General features: G+C 34.3%; 18 protein-coding genes. 9 read left to right on the top strand and 9 right to left on the bottom strand.

The features are described 5' to 3' along the window. Positions 1-5: 5 nt before the first annotated feature. The gene (locus tag AC3QL1_RS09595; RefSeq protein WP_492497104.1) at positions 6-761 is read right to left on the bottom strand and encodes a hypothetical protein; all 756 of its coding nucleotides are present in this window, start codon (positions 759-761) and stop codon (positions 6-8) included. Between the two features lie 91 nt (positions 762-852). Further along, positions 853-1,578 carry a hypothetical protein gene (locus tag AC3QL1_RS09590; RefSeq protein ID WP_492497102.1) on the bottom strand — a complete coding sequence of 242 codons (726 nt, stop codon included), beginning with the start codon at positions 1,576-1,578 and terminating at the stop codon, positions 853-855. Positions 1,579-1,960: 382 nt separating this feature from the next. Between AC3QL1_RS09590 and lysS the strand changes: the two genes are divergently transcribed. Continuing rightward, positions 1,961-3,664, top strand: coding sequence for a lysine--tRNA ligase (gene lysS / locus AC3QL1_RS09585; RefSeq protein WP_492497100.1), 1,704 nt, complete (start codon positions 1,961-1,963; stop codon positions 3,662-3,664). Positions 3,665-3,766: 102 nt separating this feature from the next. Here the strand turns inward: lysS and AC3QL1_RS09580 are convergent, their stop codons facing one another. Both AC3QL1_RS09580 and AC3QL1_RS09575 read right to left on the bottom strand, forming a co-directional pair. Continuing rightward, complete coding sequence (locus AC3QL1_RS09580; protein ID WP_492497098.1) at positions 3,767-4,369, bottom strand: hypothetical protein; 603 nt, start codon at positions 4,367-4,369, stop codon at positions 3,767-3,769. An 80-nt stretch (positions 4,370-4,449) separates the two neighbouring features. After that, positions 4,450-5,472, bottom strand: a complete 1,023-nt coding sequence (locus tag AC3QL1_RS09575; protein WP_492497097.1) for a 2-hydroxyacid dehydrogenase — start codon at positions 5,470-5,472, stop codon at positions 4,450-4,452. Positions 5,473-5,658: 186 nt separating this feature from the next. Between AC3QL1_RS09575 and AC3QL1_RS09570 the strand changes: the two genes are divergently transcribed. Then, positions 5,659-6,099, top strand: a complete 441-nt coding sequence (locus tag AC3QL1_RS09570; protein WP_492497095.1) for a DUF4890 domain-containing protein — start codon at positions 5,659-5,661, stop codon at positions 6,097-6,099. Positions 6,100-6,261: 162 nt separating this feature from the next. After that, positions 6,262-6,993 (top strand): DUF4890 domain-containing protein, encoded by a 732-nt coding sequence (locus AC3QL1_RS09565; protein WP_492497093.1) that lies wholly within the window; start codon positions 6,262-6,264, stop codon positions 6,991-6,993. A gap of 50 nt (positions 6,994-7,043) precedes the next feature. On the opposite strand, the gene hemL is transcribed toward AC3QL1_RS09565, so the two are convergent. The 4 genes from hemL to AC3QL1_RS09545 form a co-directional block, all read right to left on the bottom strand. Next, positions 7,044-8,330 carry a glutamate-1-semialdehyde 2,1-aminomutase gene (hemL, locus tag AC3QL1_RS09560; RefSeq protein WP_492497091.1) on the bottom strand — a complete coding sequence of 429 codons (1,287 nt, stop codon included), beginning with the start codon at positions 8,328-8,330 and terminating at the stop codon, positions 7,044-7,046. A 128-nt stretch (positions 8,331-8,458) separates the two neighbouring features. Then, complete coding sequence (locus tag AC3QL1_RS09555; protein WP_492497089.1) at positions 8,459-9,355, bottom strand: glucosaminidase domain-containing protein; 897 nt, start codon at positions 9,353-9,355, stop codon at positions 8,459-8,461. Continuing rightward, the gene (locus AC3QL1_RS09550; RefSeq protein ID WP_492497087.1) at positions 9,348-10,244 is read right to left on the bottom strand and encodes a 1-aminocyclopropane-1-carboxylate deaminase/D-cysteine desulfhydrase; all 897 of its coding nucleotides are present in this window, start codon (positions 10,242-10,244) and stop codon (positions 9,348-9,350) included. The genes AC3QL1_RS09555 and AC3QL1_RS09550 overlap by 8 nt, the downstream gene beginning before the upstream one ends. An 8-nt stretch (positions 10,245-10,252) precedes the next feature. Continuing rightward, the gene (locus AC3QL1_RS09545) at positions 10,253-10,588 is read right to left on the bottom strand and encodes a hypothetical protein (protein ID WP_492497085.1); all 336 of its coding nucleotides are present in this window, start codon (positions 10,586-10,588) and stop codon (positions 10,253-10,255) included. Positions 10,589-10,703: 115 nt separating this feature from the next. Here AC3QL1_RS09545 and AC3QL1_RS09540 point away from each other — a divergent pair, with 115 nt between their 5' ends. The 4 genes from AC3QL1_RS09540 (at position 10,704) to ilvA (ending at position 15,406) form a co-directional block, all read left to right on the top strand. Further along, positions 10,704-10,889 (top strand): C1orf53 family protein, encoded by a 186-nt coding sequence (locus AC3QL1_RS09540; protein ID WP_071636586.1) that lies wholly within the window; start codon positions 10,704-10,706, stop codon positions 10,887-10,889. 306 nt (positions 10,890-11,195) lie between these two features. Then, positions 11,196-13,172, top strand: a complete 1,977-nt coding sequence (gene hutU, locus AC3QL1_RS09535; protein ID WP_492497083.1) for a urocanate hydratase — start codon at positions 11,196-11,198, stop codon at positions 13,170-13,172. A 105-nt stretch (positions 13,173-13,277) separates the two neighbouring features. Further along, a complete protein-coding gene (locus AC3QL1_RS09530) occupies positions 13,278-13,814 on the top strand; it encodes a DUF4136 domain-containing protein (RefSeq protein WP_492497081.1) in 537 nt (178 codons plus the stop codon). A 347-nt stretch (positions 13,815-14,161) separates the two neighbouring features. Continuing rightward, on the top strand, positions 14,162-15,406 hold the full coding sequence (gene ilvA / locus AC3QL1_RS09525; RefSeq protein WP_492497079.1) for a threonine ammonia-lyase IlvA: 1,245 nt from the start codon (positions 14,162-14,164) through the stop codon (positions 15,404-15,406). A gap of 72 nt (positions 15,407-15,478) precedes the next feature. Here the strand turns inward: ilvA and AC3QL1_RS09520 are convergent, their stop codons facing one another. Next, positions 15,479-17,617, bottom strand: coding sequence for an RICIN domain-containing protein (locus AC3QL1_RS09520; protein ID WP_492497077.1), 2,139 nt, complete (start codon positions 17,615-17,617; stop codon positions 15,479-15,481). Positions 17,618-18,011: 394 nt separating this feature from the next. On the opposite strand from AC3QL1_RS09520, the gene AC3QL1_RS09515 reads away from it, so the two are divergent. Both AC3QL1_RS09515 and AC3QL1_RS09510 read left to right on the top strand, forming a co-directional pair. Continuing rightward, positions 18,012-18,398, top strand: coding sequence for a group III truncated hemoglobin (locus tag AC3QL1_RS09515; RefSeq protein ID WP_492497556.1), 387 nt, complete (start codon positions 18,012-18,014; stop codon positions 18,396-18,398). Between the two features lie 208 nt (positions 18,399-18,606). Further along, entirely contained in the window at positions 18,607-20,364 is a 1,758-nt protein-coding gene (locus AC3QL1_RS09510) for an aromatic amino acid hydroxylase (RefSeq protein WP_492497075.1), read from the top strand. Positions 20,365-20,470 lie beyond the last annotated feature (106 nt).

The following is a 20,470-nucleotide window of genomic DNA, read 5'->3' as shown; positions in this document are numbered from 1 at the left end:
TTTAATTATTTTTCAAACTCTACATCAAAGTTGAGTTTGTCAGGATTCTCCATATAATCCGTGAAAGAGTATTGTAATGTAATTGATTTTCTATCGTCGCTAAACAAAGCATTCGGGTTTGAAACCTTTTTAATTCGTTTAGGAAAATGATATTTTAAAACGTAATTCGATGATGCAAAAACCATGTTTGACATATCTGCTGTACTGTCTTTAACTTTTTCGGTTGCTTTTTGTTTATCGATTATAGCTTTACGTGCAAATTTTTTCCCGTCATAAATATAACTTACCGTACTGTTATTTTTTCCGAAACCACTTGCAAAAGGGTTTGAAGCGCTTGATCCGCCCTCTAATTTTTGAACCGTATTCATAGATTGCAAAACATCCTGAACTTCATTTACGTTTTTAAAATCCTTTGAAAATGCCATGAAAAATTCTTTTTTCTCTGCATTCATTTTTAGATTAACCACAAGATCTTCAAGCTTTTTAATCTCTTGTTGCGCTTCTGGTGATAATTTTGCGATACTGTCTTTTTTGTCTGCCAATAATTGTTTGAAAGTAAAAGTAGAATCGATATTCTTTTTAGCATCGGCGCCCATTTGACTTCCCAATTGGTCTCCGGCCATTTCCATCAAAGCCGAACCGTCCATATCTAAAGAAAACTTTCCGGTTCCGTTATCACTTACATAAATGTTTTCGGTAAAAGTGCAGCTTGTTAATGTTGCTATTAAAAAAGAAAAACTAAGTAATTTATATAATTTCATATCGCTAATTTTTATCAAAGATACGAAGACTATTTCAAAATGTTTAATTGTTGATTTGTTTAATCGTTTATACGAAAATTACCCGAAAAATTCACTCTAAAACTACTTCTATACTTGTCATTTCCGGATTTTGCAAGCTATCTAAAAGTGGAAATTCGACAGTTACAGTTTTTTTATCCGGACTAATAATGGCTTTTTTATTTGAAACCGATTTTATTTTCCCCGGAAAATAATAGCGAAGCGTATACGTTTGTGTCAGTTTTAGAGAAGTATATTTAGAACCCGTTTTCTTAAACTCCTCTTTTGTTTTTTGAAGTTCAACGGGATCTGTGATAGAAACCAGACGCTTAAAAACTTTTCCATCAAAAGCATACGCTACCTTATAATAATGATTTTCGGCAGTCAAAGCATAATTATACTTTATATCACCTGCATAATTTTCTGTTTTATATAAATCCGGAATTTCAGAAACTTTACCAAAATCAAACGAAAAAACATTTTTAAATTCTTTTTCGAAAGAACTTTCTTTAATATGCACTTTTACATTAGAATATTGCTGAAATAGCTTTTGTTCTTCGGGCGTATATTTTAAAAAATTCTCTTTGTAATTTTCAATATATTCTTTAAAAATATAGGTCGTGTCCTTAAAAGCTTCTTCATGAGAATAACTTTCGCCTGCTAATTGCATATAACTATTTTCATCACGAAGTTGCACTACTTCAATATTTCCGCTTCCGTCCGGATTAATTGTGATGGTTTCTGTGACCTGGCAACTAGTTACCAGAAATAGAATTATGAAGGCTTTTACGAATTTCATTTTTGGAAGGTTCTGCGGTTTTGAGATGCTAAGATACTGAGGTTTTTGTTTGGTTCTATTTTTTCTTTAAGTGCTGTCTTTGCGAGGAACGAAGCAATCTCACTTGCTGTATCCGCAAAGTGTCTTTTAGTAGTAAGATTGCTTCGTTCCTCGCAAAGACAAAACACACTTCAATCAAAAAGTCTAATAAAAACTAAAATTTCTAATCTAGCCCCGATAGCAGCGGTATCCTTTTTTGCTTTTTCTGCAAAAAAGATACAAGCGAATAGCGGGACAAAAGGTGATTGAAATGCCGAAAATTACTGCTTCAAAAAATCTAAAAACTGCATTCTAAAATCTACATTCTTTTCTTTATCTTTGCACACTTAAAAAAGAGCACAAAATGGCATTATCAGAACAAGAAATCATCCGAAGAGAAAAACTTCAAAACTTACGCAACTTAGGAATCAATCCTTATCCGGCTAATCTTTTTCCTGTAAATCATACTTCAAAGCAAATAAAGGAGTCGTTTGAAGAAGGTAAGAAAGTGGTCGTTGCCGGACGTTTGATGAGCGTGAGAGATCAGGGAAAAGCTTGTTTTGCTGAATTGCAGGATAGCGAAGGACGTTTGCAATTGTACGTGAATCGCGATGTTTTGTGTGAAGGTGATGATAAAACTTTATACAACACCGTATTTAAAAAATTAACTGATTTAGGTGACTTTATTGGTATTGAAGGTGAATTGTTTACTACAAAAGTTGGCGCGCAATGTATTCGTGTTGACGGATTTACTTTTTTGAGTAAGACTTTACGTCCGCTTCCTTTGCCAAAAACGGATGAAGACGGAAACGTACACGATGCGTTTAACGATCCCGAATTGCGTTACAGAATGCGTTACGTGGATTTAACGGTAAACCAACAGGTTAAAGATACTTTTATAAAACGTACAAAGTTGTTTACTGCGATGCGTGGCTACTTTAACGATGCCGGTTATTTGGAAGTTGAAACTCCGGTTTTACAGCCAATTCCGGGTGGAGCTGCAGCGCGTCCGTTTATTACGCATCATAATTCGCTTGATATTCCGCTTTACATGCGTATTGCAAACGAATTGTATTTAAAAAGATTAATTGTTGGTGGTTTTGAAGGTGTTTATGAATTCTCGAAAAACTTCAGAAATGAAGGTATGGACAGAACGCATAATCCTGAATTTACCGCAATGGAAATATATGTAGCTTACAAAGACTACAACTGGATGATGGAATTTGCAGAAGGTTTATTAGAACATTGTGCAATTGCTGTTAACGGAACGAGCGAGGTTACTTTTGGGGAACATCAAATTAACTTTAAAGCGCCTTACGCTCGTGTAACGATGACAGATTCTATCAAACATTTTACTGGTTTTGATATCTCTGGTAAAACAGAAGAAGAATTGTTTGAAGCGGCAAGAGGAATGGGAATTGACGTTGATAAAACAATGGGGAAAGGAAAATTGATTGATGAAATTTTCGGTGCTAAATGCGAAGGAAATTATATTCAGCCAACTTTCATCACGGATTATCCTAAAGAAATGTCGCCTCTTTGTAAAGAACACCGCGACAATCCTGAACTTACTGAGCGTTTTGAATTAATGGTTTGTGGTAAAGAAATTGCAAACGCTTATTCTGAATTGAATGACCCAATTGATCAACGCGAACGTTTTGAAGACCAAATGCGTTTGGCTGAAAAAGGTGATGATGAAGCTAACGGAGTTATCGATGAAGATTTCTTAAGAGCATTAGAATACGGAATGCCTCCAACATCCGGAATGGGAATTGGTATGGATCGTTTGATTATGTACTTAACAAACAACGCATCGATTCAGGAAGTTTTATTGTTCCCGCAAATGCGTCCGGAGAAAAAACTAGCTCAGGTTGAATTATCTGATGAAGAGAAATTTATCCTAGATTTATTGAAAGGAAATGAAAATAAAATGGATCTTCAGCAATTAAAAATTACTGCAAATTTAAGCGGTAAAAAATGGGATGCGTCTATGAAAAATTTATCTAAACACGGTTTGACTAAAGTAGCTGTTGAAGGTGAGTTTAAATTTGTGGAATTGGTGGGATAGTTTATCCTTTGGAAAATTCCAATTTTAGAAGTTACAAATTCCAAAATGGTATTTATAATATTCAAACCCGACAGGTTTTAAAAACTTGTCGGGTTTTGTGTTTTAAAACGAATACTTATCTAATTTCTTCCCATCAATATCCAAAACCTTTGTGCTTTCTCTTGAGGCTTCTTCTTTGACAACTTCCTGAACAGATGGATTTGAAGGATATTTTCCGTTTTTCAATTTTAGAAGATGAAATTTCCCTCCACTTACAGCTATTAGATCGTAAAATTTATCTGTTGAAGAAGCCGTTACATAAATTGGAAAATCAGTTACAGTAAACTTATTGATTACACTTCCGTCATTATTCAAAATATAACCGGAACAGCCTCCGCTTCCGCAGAAATAAGGATTCGAGAAACCTACAAAATATTCATTTTTCTTATCGTTATTTAAATCAAAAGCTTCGTAATAAAAGAATCGATCTTCTTTTGTCATTGCAGGCAAATCTTTTTTAAGCAAAACCAAAAGTTGTTTTCGAATCAATTCAATTGCTCTATCTTCTTTTACAGGAGCATCACTTACGTCTGCAGTTCCGGCAGCTGTTTTTGACAAAGTATCTTCAGCAATTGTTTTAATGATACTTTTTGATTCGGTTTTATTTTTATTCTGGCATGAAATCATTCCTAAAATCATAAATGCCATTACTATTTTATTTTTCATAATTTGTCTTTTAAATTAAGTTTGCTAAACCCGACAGGTTTTTAAAACCTGTTGGGTTTGCCAATCCTTCGTATAAATTTTTAAACCAACAAAGCGGCTTTATTTTCTATATCATTTTTCGTCAACAATGACTTTATATTATTAAAAGTAACCACGGCAATCTGCGTTAAAGCTTCATTAGTAAAAAATGCCTGATGAGCGGTTACCAAAACATTTGGAAAACTCATTAAACGCTGAATCGCATCGTCCTGAATAATATCTGCCGATAAATCTCTGAAGAATAACTTCTCTTCCTGCTCATACACATCAATTCCTAAATAACCAATTTTACCTTCTTTTAAACCTTCAATTACACAAGCCGTTTCTATCAATCCGCCGCGGCTTGTATTAATAATCATTACGCTGTCTTTCATAGAATCAATGGAGTTTTTATTGATGACATGCTTGGTTTGCTCATTCAAAGGGCAATGCAGCGAAATAATATCACTCGTTTTGAAAATTTCTTCGAGCGAAACAAATTTCACTCCGTCTTTTATCATTTCCTCATTCGTAACAATATCATACGCCAAAACTTTACATCCAAAACCTAAAGCAATTTTAGCAAAAGCTTTTCCGATATTTCCTGTGCCAATGATTCCGATCGTTTTTCCGAATAAGTCAAAACCTAATAATCCGTTTAGAGAAAAATTTTGTTCACGAACTCTATTATACGCTTTATGTGTTTTTCTGTTTAAAGTCAAAATCATAGCCATTGCGTGTTCCGCCACTGCTTGTGGAGAATAAGCCGGAACACGACAAACTTTTAAATTGTATTTTTTAGCAGCTTCAAGATCTACATTGTTAAATCCGGCGCAGCGTAATGCAATAATTTTTACATTTTTTTCTGCCAATTGTTTGATTACAGCTTCGTTGACAATATCATTTACAAAGACACAAACAATTGAAGCGTTTTCAATTAAAAGAACAGTTTGAGGATTTAGCTGAGTTTCAAAAAAATCTAATTCAAAACCAAAATCAGTATTGTGTTTATTAAAGAAAGTCTTATCGTATGGCTGTGTCGAAAAAAAGGCGATCTTATTATTTGATTCCGTATTTAAATCCATTTTGATTTTATTTTAAGTTCTTAATTCCTGCTATTAAAAATAAGAAAATTATTCTGTATTTCCCGGCAACAAGAACTATTTAATGAAATAACTTACAATTTGTTAAATTATTTATAAATATCAATATTATATTAAACCTATTCAATCTGATAAAGTCTAAATGCTATAACCTTAAAAAAACAAATCATGAAAAAATTATTTATCGCAGCTTTGTTATTCGTTGGAGTAGCAAGTTTTGCACAAGATGCTGATCAAAAACCTGAACGTGAACAAAGAGAAAGACTAACTCCGGAACAGCGTAATGAAAAGCAATTACAAAAATTAACTTCTGAATTAAGTTTAGATGCAAACCAACAAGCACAGGTAAAACAATTACTGGCAGAAAGAAGTGCTAAAACTGAAAAATTCAGAGAAGCCAGAAAAGAAAAAAAAGACAGTGATGTAAAACCAACGGCTGCAGAAAGACAAGCTTTTATGAATGAATTGAAAGCAGAAAAAGAAGCTAACGATGCAAAAATGAAAGCAATTTTGACCGCTGATCAATACACAAAATGGCATACTTTGCAAGAAAAAAACAAAGATAAGGCCAAAGAGAAAATGAAAGAATATAAAAAGGAAAACAACTAATTATAATTTATACAAAGAGGCCGCAGGGCCTCTTTTTTATTCCTCAGAAGAATTTGTATTTTAATTAATAGTTTCTGTTAAATAAAAGATAAACCTGGCAATTCAATTAAACTTAGCAAACTCTTTGAAGTCTAAATGGTATAATCTTAAAAAAAACGAATTATGAAAAAATTATTTATTGCGGCTTTATTATTCGTTGGAGTAGTAAGTTTTGCGCAAGACATCAATCAGAAATCAGGACGTGATCAACGAGAAAATTTAACTCCGGAACAACGTAAAGAAAAACATTTACAAAAACTGACTTCTGAGTTGAGTTTAGATAAAAAACAGCAAGAACAGGTAAAACAGCTTTTGGCTGAAAAAAGTGCGAAAGCAGAAAAGTTTAAAGCAGCCAGAAAGGACAATAAAACAAAACCGACCGATGCAGAAAAAGAAGCTTTCAAAAAACAAATGACAGCTGAAAAAGAAGCTACAGATGCAAAAATGAAATCGATTCTAAATGCTGATCAATACACAAAATGGACGGCTCTTAAAAAAGATCACAAAGGTCATAAAGGAAGAGGAGATCACAAAACATCAAAAGAACGCGATCAGGCACATTTGCAAAAATTAACGACTGAGTTAAACTTAAATGCTGATCAGCAAAAACAAGTTGGCCAACTTTTATCTGACAGAAGTACTAAAATGGAAATGCTTAAAAAAAGCCGAAAAGATTCTGATGCAAAACCAACTGATGCTGAAAAAGCAGCTATGAAAAAACAAATGGAAGAGGATCACAAAGCGACTGATGCTAAAATGAAATCTATTTTGAATGCCGATCAATATAAAAAATGGACAGCAATTCAAAAAGAGCACAAAGATAAAATGAAAGATCACCGAAAAGATAAAATGTAATTGAGATCAAAAAAAAGAGGCTAATTTAGCCTCTTTTTGGTTTTTATACTTTAAAATGTTTTTGAAACTTTATCAATTGCATTTATTGTAAAATCTAAATCTTCATACGTCAGTGCATCTGTAATAAACCAGGTTTCGTATGCAGAAGGCGCAATATAAACTCCTTCGTTTAATAAACCGTGAAAGAATTTTTTAAACGTTTCATTATCTCCTTTTGCAGCAGTTTGAAAATCAACAACCGGATTTTCATCAAAGTGAACAGAAATCATAGATCCTACTCTATTGATGGTAAATACAACATTATTTGCTTTTAAAACTCTATCTATTCCTGCTTCTAAATAAGCTGTTTTTTCTTCTAAACGGGTAAAAATCTCGCGATCATTATCAAGCGATTGCAACATCGCCAACCCTGCCGCCATTGCTAACGGATTTCCGGACAATGTTCCTGCCTGATAAACCGGACCAAGCGGTGCTAAATAATTCATGATTTCTTCGCGCGCAGCAAAAGCCCCAACCGGTAATCCACCGCCAATAACTTTTCCGAAAGTAACAATATCAGCGTTGATATTATACAATTCCTGAACACCTCCTCGAGCCAAGCGGAAACCTGTCATTACCTCATCAAAAATTAGTAGAATTCCGTTTGCTGTACACAATTCTCTTAATCCTTCTAAGAAACCTTTTTGAGGTGGAATACATCCCATATTTCCGGCAACGGGTTCAATAATAATAGCTGCTATTTCGTTTTTATTGGCTTCGATTAAAGTTTTTACATTCTCTAAATCATTGTATTTTGCCAATAATGTATCTTTTGCAGTTCCTTCTGTAACTCCAGGACTATTTGGCGAACCAAAAGTTACGGCTCCACTTCCAGCCTGAATCAAAAATGAATCTGAATGTCCGTGGTAGCAGCCTGCAAATTTGATTATTTTATCTCTCTTTGTAAATCCGCGAGCCAGACGAATCGCACTCATACACGCTTCTGTTCCTGAATTTACAAATCGTATTTTATCAATATTCGGAACCATAGAAACCGCCAAAGCAGCGATTTGAGTTTCTAATTCTGTCGGCATTCCAAAAGAAGTTCCCAGTTTTGCTTTTTCAATTACAGCATCAACTACAGGCTGATACGCGTGACCCAAAACCATTGGTCCCCATGAATTGATGTAATCTATTAATTTATTTCCGTCTTCATCATACAAATACGCACCTTTGGCACTTTTTACAAAAATCGGAGTTCCTCCCACCGCTTTAAAGGCTCTTACTGGTGAATTTACGCCTCCCGGAATTACTTTTTCTGCTTCAGCAAAAAGCTGACTACTTCTTTTATAGATCATTTGTTATTTTAGATTTTAGAGTTCTGATTTTAGATATTAAACTGAGAACTTTATTTTAAAATTTGATTTTTATATTTTAGATTGATTTCAAAACTGAAAACTGCCACTGAAAACTGAGACTAAAAAATTTACTTCACTTTCAATTTCTGTCCAATAGCAATAGCATTATCTGAAAGATTATTTTTCCGTTTTAAATCATCAACCAATACGTTGAATTTTTTTGAAATAGAATACAATGTATCTCCCTGTTGCACTTCATATAAATTCGGATCGTTTGAATTAGAATTGGATGGATTTTTAACCGAAGTCGAAGAATTTTTAACTGAGACTGATTTATCAAAAGGCTTATAATCTTTTCCGGTAACCTGACAATCATACTGATGCAGATTATAACGCTCAATATAACTTATTAATTTGTCCGGATAATTAGGATCTGTGGCGTAACCCGCTGCTCTTAAACCTTTTGCCCAGGCTTTGTAATCGTCTTTTTCGTAAGTAAATAAAGTAGCATATCTGTTTTTTCCAACCAAAAACAAAGCATGATCTCTATAAGATTCTGCAGCTTCATTGTATTTTCTAAAGCATTCCTGCGAAGAATCATCATCATGGCGAACACTTTCTCCCAGCCAGTCTTTATGGCATTTTATTCCGAAATGATTATTGGCTTCCATCGCTAAATCGCCTTTTCCAGCGCCAGATTCTAAGATTCCCTGAGCAAGAATAATACTTGCCGGAATGCCGTATTTCTGCATATTTCCCATTGCAATATCTTTATATTGCAAAACATAATCTGTAATGACATTGCTGGTTACAACAGTTTTTGAAGTCGATTGAATAACTTCTGTTGTAACATTTGTAGAAGGATATTTTTTTACAGTTGGTCTTGAATCGGTCGTTTTTTTAGTCGTCGCTACTCTCGGTTTCTGTACTGCCACAGCTTTTTTAGTTGTTGCAATAGCCGGTTTACTGGAAGAACAACTCGCTAAAGTTGCTATTATAAAGAGTATTATAATTTTTTTAAACATTCGTTTTGAGTATTGGTAATTTCTTCTGCTTCAATTTTAAATTCATACCGTCAATTCCCTGCAATCCGCCTGTGTGAATGAGTAAAATTTTTGAATGCGCAGGAAAATAATTTTTGTGGATTAAATCTATAACGCCAAAAACCATCTTTCCTGTATAAATTGGATCTAAGGGCACTTTATTTTCTTCAAAAAAAGCATTAATAAATTCAATTAATTCTAAATTTATCTTGCCATAACCTCCAAAATGATAGTCAGAAATTAAATCCCAGTTATCTTTTTTGGCAAAAATACGAATTTCATCGTTTAAAAAGTCACCTTTTAGCGCCGGAAAACCTAAAATTTTCTGATTTGGCAATGCGCTATTTATTAATCCTGAAATTGTTCCGCCAGTTCCTACAGCGCAACAAACATAATTAAATACGGCATCTTCAGTTGTCAAAATTTCTTCGCAGCCTTTTACGGCAAGTTCATTTGTTCCGCCTTCGGGAACCAGATAAAAATCTCCAAACTGGTCTTTTAGCTTTTCTAAAAACGAATTTTCATTTTTATTTCGATAATCTTCTCTCGAAACAAACTCAAATTTCATTCCGTTTTCCTGAGCAAATTTCAAGGTTGGATTTTCATTGATTTTGTCAAAAAGTTCATCGCCCCGAATAATCCCGATAGTTTTAAAACCCTGTTCTTTTCCTGCATATGCCACTGCTGCAATATGGTTCGAAAAAGCGCCTCCAAAAGTCAGTAAAGTAGTTTTGTTTTCGGCTTTCGCCTGAAGTAAATTGTATTTTAATTTTCTTAATTTGTTTCCTGAAATAAACGGATGATTCAGATCTTCACGTTTTATTGTCAAAGAAATTTCGTTTGGAAAATGGATATTAAGTTCCTGCTTCAAAATTGGTTTTATTTTAATGTAATGTATTTTAGAAATTGAAAAAAAGGTCGGTTTTTCAAATATTCAAAATCACTTTCTTTTGCATAAGCTTCTCTTTCAAAACTAATATTTCGATACGCTAAATCCTTATTTTTATATTGAATCAAACGAACTAAATATTCTAAAAAGTACCAAATAAAAAAAGGCAGAATCAGCATTTCTTTTTGCTGTTTTAAATGAATTTTTTCATGATTCACAAAAGTTGAATTCGTTTTATCAAAATCATATTTTATTAACACAAACGGAAAAACAGCCATTCCCCGATATCCTTTCGGAATTAAATATTTGGCAACAATCAGAAACATTGGCTGTAAAATTTATAAATTTGTAGCTATAAAATTGTTCGATTTCTATAAAATGACAATCAAATATCTTTATTTTTGATTTTAAGTTTATCAGAAACGAACGCGAAGCAGATTTATGAAAGAGCAAAGTAATGAAAATAAATTAATTGAAGGCGAAGATTTTTACTATACGCCCGAAGGTTATAAATGCTTTACCGAAAAACACCATTTAAAAAGAGGTTATTGCTGCAAAAGCGGCTGCCGTCATTGTCCGTATGGATTTGATAAACGAACTGGTGAAATCAGAAAAAAAACCAATTAGTCAATTTGAAAATGTGGCAATTTGATAATTTTGTTATCTGAGCAAAGTCGAAGGATAAGTCTAAAATCAACAATCTAAAATATTTACATGGATATTCGCTCAAGAAAATTTAGGATTAAAATCCACAAATCCTATCACAGGTCGGATATTCGTTATCCCTAGTTTTAATTAGAAAATGTGTCAATTTGAAAATGAGATAATTTCTTTTCAAAGTGAATTTAAAATTTAAGCTTCAATTGATTAGATGTTTGATTATTCGGATTCAAAAAATCTGAAATCAACAATCTAAAATCTAAAATTAAAAAAATGACTTTTCAAGAACAAATACAACAAGGAATTCCATCGATATTACCTCCAAAGGCAGCATACGATTTAGCTATTAATCATGCTCCAAAGCGAAAAGAAATTCTTTCGCCAGAAGAAAAAAAACTGGCTTTAAAAAATGCATTACGCTATTTCGATGCCAAACATCACGCTGAATTAATTCAGGAATTTTCAGAAGAATTAGAAAAATACGGTCGTATATATATGTATCGCCTGCGTCCGGATTACAGAATGTACGCAAGACCAATTGATGAATATCCGGGAAAATCTTTGCAGGCAAAAGCGATTATGCACATGATTCAGAATAATTTGGATTATGCCGTGGCACAACATCCGCATGAATTGATTACGTATGGCGGAAACGGTGCGGTTTTCCAGAACTGGGCACAATATTTATTAACGATGCAATATTTGTCTGAAATGACAGATGAGCAGACTTTAACGATGTATTCAGGACATCCGATGGGATTATTTCCTTCGCATTCTGAAGCGCCAAGAGTTGTGGTTACAAACGGAATGGTAATCCCAAATTATTCTAAACCGGACGATTGGGAGAAAATGAATGCTTTGGGCGTTTCACAATACGGACAAATGACCGCAGGAAGTTATATGTATATTGGCCCGCAAGGAATTGTACACGGAACGACAATTACGGTTCTGAACGGTTTCAGAAAAATAAAACTAAATCCAGAAGGAAATCTTTTTGTTACTTCTGGACTTGGCGGAATGTCCGGCGCACAGCCAAAAGCGGGAAATATAGCAGGTTGTATTACGGTCTGCGCCGAAGTAAATCCTAAAATCACTAAAATTCGTCACGAACAAGGATGGATTAATGAAATCGTAACTTCGACAGAAGAATTGGTTAAGAGAGTCAATTCGGCGAAAGCCAATAAAGAAGTCGTTTCGATTGCTTATTTAGGAAATGTGGTTGATGTTTGGGAATGTTTCGACAAAGAAAACATCAAAATTGATTTAGGTTCTGACCAGACTTCATTGCATAATCCTTGGGCGGGCGGTTATTATCCTGTTGGAATTTCGTTTGAAGAAGCCAACGAAATGATGGCAAATAATCCAGATTTATTCAAAGAAAAAGTTCAGGAATCTTTACGCCGTCAAGCGAAAGCAATTAACAAACATACCGCAAAAGGAACTTACTTTTTTGATTATGGAAACGCCTTTTTATTAGAAGCTTCCCGTGCCGGAGCAGATGTTATGGCCGAAAATAATATCGATTTTAAATATCCGAGTTATGTTCAGGATATTATGGGACCAATGTGTTTTGATTACGGTTTTGGTCCTTTTAGATGGGTTTGTACTTCGGGTAAACCGGAAGATTTACAAAAAACAGATACGATTGCAAGTCAGGTTTTAGAAGAATTGGCAAAAACGTCTCCAAATGAAATTCAGCAGCAAATGCAGGATAACATTAAATGGATCAAAGGCGCACAGGAAAACAAACTGGTTGTAGGTTCTCAAGCCAGAATTTTATATGCTGATGCAGAAGGCCGAATTAAAATTGCAGAAGCGTTTAATCAGGCAATTGCTAAAGGCGAAATTGGAACGGTTGTTTTGGGTCGCGATCATCATGATGTTTCCGGAACTGATTCTCCTTACCGAGAGACTTCTAACATCTATGACGGATCTCGTTTTACGGCCGATATGGCGATTCAAAACGTGATTGGAGACAGTTTTAGAGGTGCAACCTGGGTATCAATTCATAACGGTGGCGGAGTTGGCTGGGGGGAGGTTATAAACGGCGGATTTGGTATGGTTCTTGATGGTTCTAAAGAGGCTTCAAAGCGTTTAGCGTCAATGCTTTTCTGGGATGTTAATAACGGAATTTCAAGAAGAAGCTGGGCCAGAAATGACGAAGCTATTTTTGCTATAAAAAGAGCAATGGAAGTTCAGCCTTTATTAAAAGTAACTTTACCTAATATTGTAGACGAAAGTTTATTTTAGTAGAAAATTGTCACCCTGAGCGACGTCAAAGGAATGTCACCCTGAGCGAAGTCGAAGGGGGCGCTTAGCCTGACCGGAAAAATAAAGAACATTAAATTTAATTATATGAAAACATTCAAATTAGTACCCGTTTTTTTGCTTTTAATATTAGCCTCCTGCAGCACCGTTAGTGTTTATTCTGATTACGACAAAAACGTAGATTTTGCACCTTATAAAACCTATGCTTTTTTTAAGCCGGGAATTGACAAGGTTGAAATTTCTGATTTGGATAAAAGAAGAATTCTTCACGCCATAGATACTGAATTACAGGCAAAAGGTTTTACCAAAAGCGAAAATCCTGATTTATTAGTAAACATTTTTACTAAATCAAGAGAACAAGTAAATGTCAACCAATTTAGTGCCGGATGGGGCTACGGTTGGGGTTGGGGATGGAATCCTTACATGATGTACGGAAACCAGACAACAGTTTCAACTTCAACAGAAGGAACTTTATTCATCGATTTAATCGATGCTAAAAAGAAAGAAATGATCTGGCAAGGCGAAGGTGTTGGAACTTTAACCAAAAACGTTGACAAAAAAGATGCAAGAGTGCAGGAAATTGTAAGCAAAGTTTTAGCTCAGTATCCGCCGGTTAAGAAATAAGTTTTTTAGTCGCAGTTTTCAGTCTCAGTTTTCAGTTTTAAAAAAAAACTAAATAAACCTGATGAATACTTCGCAAAATAATTAATACATTTGTTATTCAGACAACAAAAAATGACAAACTTTAGTAACATTATTATCGCTATTATTAGCATTATTGCAATTGAGCAATGATGGCGAGGTGTTATATAAATAAGTAAACAAATACAATTTATGAAACCTCCCAAACCGGGAGGTTTTTTTATTCTAAATAGCCACGAATTACACGAATTAACACGAATTGTTTTTTTACATCAAAGAATAAAAATTAGTGCTAATTCGTGTAATTCGTGGCAAAAAAACAAACCATTATGGATTTATTTAACGAAGTACTCGCCGCAAAAAGACAACTCGAAAATGTAGTTGCCGCTACTCCACTGACTCAAAATTTAAACCTTTCAGAAGAATTTAAAGCTACTATTTTATTAAAAAGAGAAGATTTACAAATTGTCCGGTCGTATAAAATTAGAGGCGCTTATAATAAAATTTCTTCGTTAAGTGAAAAAGAAAAAGCAACCGGAATTGTTTGTGCAAGCGCAGGAAATCATGCGCAGGGTGTCGCTTATTCCTGTCATTTATTGCAGATAAAAGGCAAAATCTATATGCCAAAAACTACTCCGAAACAAAAAGTAAAACAAGTTCAGTTGTTTGGGAAATCGTTTGTAGAAATCGTACTTACGGGCGATACTTTTGATGATGCTTATGCTTCGGCAACTGCAGATGCCATTAAAAATCATAAAACGTTTATTCATCCTTTTGATGATGCTAAAGTTATTGCGGGTCAGGGAACTGTGGGATTAGAAATTCTGGAAAGCTATAAAGAACCAATTGATTATGTTTTTGTACCCATCGGCGGCGGCGGACTAGCATCCGGTTTGTCTGAAGTTTTTAGACATTTAAGTCCAAATACAAAAATTATTGGTGTCGAACCAAAAGGCGCTCCTTCAATGAAAACTTCCATTGCAGAAAATAAAAATACGACCTTAAAAACAATCGACAAATTTGTTGACGGCGCGGCTGTAAAACAAGTTGGAGATTTAACTTTTGATATTTGCCGAAATAATTTAGAAGACATTATTCTGGTTCCCGAAGGAAAAGTCTGCACGACAATTTTACGTTTGTATAACGAAGAAGCTATGGTTGTAGAACCTGCGGGCGCTTTGACAATTGCAGCTTTAGATTTTTATAAAGATAAAATAAAAGGCAAAAATGTAGTTTGCGTGGTTAGCGGAAGCAATAATGATATTGAAAGAACAGCCGAAATAAAAGAACGTTCTTTGTTATATGAAGGTTTAATGCATTATTTTCTGATTCAGTTTCCGCAGCGTCCCGGCGCTTTAAAAGAATTTGTCAATAATATTTTAGGACCTGATGATGACATTACATATTTTCAATTTCATAAAAAAAACAATCGCGAAGTAGGTTCTGTAGTTGTTGGTTTAGAATTGAAAAATAAAAAAGACATTATGAATATTAAACTGAATATGACTAAAAACGGATTCGAATTTCACTATTTAAATGACAATCAGGAATTGTTTACGCAGTTAATTGGATAAAACAAAAGGCTGCCTGAAATAATATCAGACAGCCTTTGCACTCAATATAAAATTACTAATTGAATTCGGAAATTATTGTTTTATAACTTTTTTGAAATAAGAACCTTTACTATCCGTAACTTTTACAATATAAAGTCCTTTTGGCAATTTTGAAATTTCAACTTCTGCTTCATTTCCGTTTGCAAAATCAACCGTTCTTTTTAAAAGATTTTGTCCCGTAGCCGAATAAATTTCAACCTGACCGGAACCTGAATTTGGTGTATTTATTTTTAAATAATCATTTGTAGAATTTACATAAATAGTAAGATCAGATGAAGAATCAACTTCTTCAACGGCCACTTTTTTAGCTGTAGATTCAACCTGAACCAATTGCCATTGCTGGTTTAAGCCTCCTGTATAACTCCAAACCTGAATATTAGCGCCGTTTGCCGTAGAAACATTTTCAACATCCAATGATTTTCCACTATTCACATTAATGATTTTATAGTAACCTCCGCCAAGACTCGTAACCGTCCATTTAAATTCGTTAGAAGCTGAGAACGTTTTTTGCTGCACTTTTAATCCGTCTGCAGTTCCATTGTTTTCAACTGCAAGATACATTCCTGTAGATTTTACGATGATGTAATAATTACCGCTTCCGTCAGAAACAAATTTCCAGCGCTGATTATTTCCTCCTCCGTTTGTGATATCATATTGCTGAATTCTTCCTCCGCTTACGGTTGAATTATCTGCAACATCCAAACCTTTATTACTATTTCTTGAAATAATATTGTAATAACCTGGAAATCCTGTAACTGGAGGCGTTCCCGCTCCCCAATTAAATGTAACTGCTGATGAAGCCGGAACTGTATAATTAAACGCAGATGATCCTGAAACGACTTTAATCGTATTTGATCCGCCTGAATTATAGACTACCAGTGAAACAGAACCATCAGGATTTTTAAATCCGGCAGAAACAATACTTCCATTTGTACTTGACGAACTAATTCGTACAGCGCCCGGTTTTACAAATTTTGAAATTTGACCAATAATATAATACGCCACATTTTTGGTATAACTTGTACTATTGTTAACCGTAATTGCTCCTAAGCAAGTGTTACATCCGCCAGGAGTACGCGGTCCTAAACCTGAATTGTTTGCTGCGTTCCATTCCAGAACTGTTTTTGCCCAGTTATTTGTACTTCCAATAACGACATTTTGCATGTGCCAGCCAAAATCTCCGCTAAAACTTCCGCCTGATCCGGTATATTGTTCTGTAAAATAAACATTTTTATTTGTTGCATTTCGAACTGTTGACATGGCAGAAATATTTCCTAAATACAAATGAAACGCCGCGCCATCAACATAACTGCTGTTATTTAAAACATCAATAGGATAAGCCGTATTATCACAGTTATGATCAAAAGCTATGATTTTTATATTTCCATAACCTGCCGCAGCCATTTGAGGGCCAAGCTGTTGATTAATGAAATTTTTCTGCTCGGTAGAATTCATCAGCATACTTGGTTCATTATTTGGATTTTCGGGTTCATTTTGAGGCGTGATTCCCCAAATTGAAATTCCCTGCGCCTGCATTGCTGTAAAGTATTTTACAAAATATCGGGCATAAGCTGCATAATATTGTGTTTGCAAACTTCCGCCAACCCAGGAATTATTGGTTTTCATCCAGCGTGGCGCTGACCACGGAGTTGCTAATATTTTTATGTTCGGATTAATTAACTGAATCTTTTTAATAATCGGAATCAAATATGTCAAGTCCGGTCCGTTAAGACTAAAATTATTCATATTAACATCGCCCGAAGTTTCGTTGTAACTATAAGAAGAACTGCTTAAATCTGAAGCTCCTATACTAATACGAACAACACTCGCGTTTAATCCTGTAGTTGGATTATACAAATCATTCAGTAATTGATTTTGCTGTGTCGCTGCCATTCCGCTAATAACTTCGCAGCTTCCTTCTGTAAGTGTGTATCCAAAACCATCCATAGTTTGATAGGTTGTAGACGGATTCACGGTAACTGTGGAAGGATTTGATCCTGAATTTGTTCCGAAACTAACAGTCGATTGTTGCTGCAATAATTTCGTCTGATCGCCGGCTGTGATCCACGGCGTAACAGTTTGTGCATTTGTTTTAATTAAGGAAATCACGATAAAGCAAAACAGCATTATCAATTTCATTTGATTTTGTGGTTTTTGGGTAATTTTGTTCATAGTTTTGAGGTTTTAGATAATTAAATTTTTCTCGTTTTTTAAGATTAATTTTATTAATTCACTTCAATATTATACTAAATTTAATTAAAATGATATTTTTCTTACATTACAAATACACATCATTTTAAAATTTGAACCTTACAAAAACTTATCTGCATTTTTTATAATTAATTAAAATACAGTGTTTTAAGTTAGTAAAAAAGAATAAAAATCTTACTTTTAAAATCGAAATAATCATAAAATGCTAAAAACCGAATAAGAAAACTTTTGTTTCCTTGTTTAAAGATAATTTCATAAACTCAATTTGATAAATAAATAATCACCAAATGATAAATATCAGAATTTATGAATCATGATATGTCGTAATTTTGCAAATCATTTTGATATAGAAATTATGGCAGCTCTTAAAGACATTTCAAACATACAAGACATACAATTAATGGTCGATACTTTTTATGATAACGTTAGAAAAGATGATCTTCTTGGACCCATTTTCAACGACAAACTGCAGGATCGCTGGCCAATGCATTTGCAGAAAATGTATGGTTTTTGGCAAACAATTTTGTTTGATGTTCGTGCTTATTCGGGAACTCCTTTTCCGCCACACAAACAATTACCGGTAGATAAAACACATTTCGATCGCTGGATTCAACTTTTTAATTCTTCTATCGACAATCTTTTTTCGGGACCAATTACAGAAGAAGCCAAAATGAGAGCTACGAATATGGCCTTTATGTTTAACCACAAAATTGAATATTTTAGAAATTTAGAAAATCAATAAAAAAAGTCGCAAATTCAAGAGGTTTTTCTTTTAAATAATTCGTGAATTCGTGGCAAAAATATATTGGTATTTTAAAAACCCATACAATTGCAGATCTTCAAGAAAACTGTAACAGAAGATTATATTAAACTAAAATATTTTAATTAATCGCAGGAAAAAGCCATTCAAATTCGTAATTTTACATTCTTAATCTACAACGTTTTCGAAAATGAATGCATCTATAGAAACAAATCCGTTATTAGAAAGATTGCCAAAACATTTACAGCAATTCATCAAACCTCAGGATTATAGCGATTACACACCTATAAACCAAGCAGTTTGGCGTTATGTAATGCGTAAAAATGTAGATTATTTATCAAAAGTTGCACATCACTCTTATTTGGATGGTTTGAAAAAAACCGGAATCGAAATTGATTCTATTCCAAGTATGTATGGAATGAACAGAATTCTAACCGAAATTGGCTGGGCTGCCGTTGCAGTTGACGGATTTATTCCGCCAAATGCTTTTATGGAGTTTCAGGCTTATAACGTTTTGGTTATTGCTTCAGATATTCGTCAGTTAGAACATATTGAATATACACCTGCACCGGATATTATTCACGAAGGTGCCGGCCACGCTCCTATTATTGCAAACCCTGAATATGCAGAATATTTGCGTCGTTTTGGTGAAATTGGATGCAAAGCCATTTCATCTCACAAAGATTATCAAATGTATGAAGCGATTCGTTTACTTTCAATTTTGAAAGAAGCCGAAGACACGCCACAGGAAAAAATAGACGAAGCCGAAAAAGCAGTTGCCGATTTGCAAAACAATATGGGCGAATTGTCTGAAATGGCTCAGATTCGTAATTTACACTGGTGGACAGTTGAATACGGTTTAATTGGAACTGTGGAAAACCCAAAAATATATGGTGCCGGATTGCTTTCTTCTATTGGAGAAAGTGCCTGGTGCATGACCGATAATGTAAAGAAAATCCCTTATGATATTTCTGCTGCGAATCAAAATTTTGATATTACGCAGTTACAACCTCAACTTTATGTTACGCCGAATTTCTCTTATTTAAGTTTGATTCTGGAAGAATTTGCTAATAAAATGGCGTTAAGAACAGGAGGACTTTCGGGAATTAAAAAACTAATTCATTCAAATGCTTTAGGAACAATTGAATTAAGTACAGGATTACAGATTTCGGGAGTTTTTACCAATGTTCTGGAAGAGGAAGGAAAACCAGTTTACATTCAGACAACAGGAAAAACAGCTTTATCTTACCGTGAAAAAGAATTGGTGGGTCACGGAACTTTAACACATCCACACGGTTTTGGTAGTCCGATTGGGAAACTGAAAGGCTTTAATTTAGCGATTGAAGACATGAGTCCGAAGGATTTACAGGCTTATAGCATTGTTGAAAATGAAACTGTAAAACTGGAGTTTGAAGGCAACATTATTGTTGAAGGCGAAATCATTACGGGTTCAAGAAACTTGCACGGTGAAATTATCCTGATCAGTTTTAGAAATTGCACGGTAACACAGGGCGAAACTATTTTGTTTCAGCCTGACTGGGGAAATTACGATATGGCAATTGGTAAAAAAGTGGTTTCTGCTTTTTCCGGTCCAGCCGATGTGAACAGTTTTGATTTGATTAATTCTGTTCCAAAAACGACTACAATTAAAGCAAAACATACTGATGAACGTGATGATTTAGAAGTTCTATATCAGACAGTTCGCATGATTCGAGAAAATAAAGATCCAAAATCTGACTTAAAACCTGTTTTTGAGAAGTTGAAAAATAATCATCCTAATGATTGGCTGCTTTCTGTTGAAATTGCAGAACTTTTGAAAGATTCTGAAGAGAAACAACTTTTACAGGAAGTCTTGGTTCATTTAGATCAATTGAAGGTGAAACGTCCTGAAGTGGCGCATTTAATTGCCGGAGGTTTGGATTTGATTTTTGATAAAGAAGTTGTTTGAGGTTTGCCACGAAGACACTAAGACGCTAAGTTTTTTTTGAATGTGGTGAATTTATTTCTCGCAGATTTGGTAGATTGAGCAGATTTTTTCTATTAGGAAATTCGTT

The sequence above is a fragment of the Flavobacterium sp. GW823-FHT04A11 genome (genome assembly GCF_058796535.1).
Note: the sequence above shows the minus strand (reverse complement) of the source record. Positions and strands in the feature narration are given on the sequence as shown.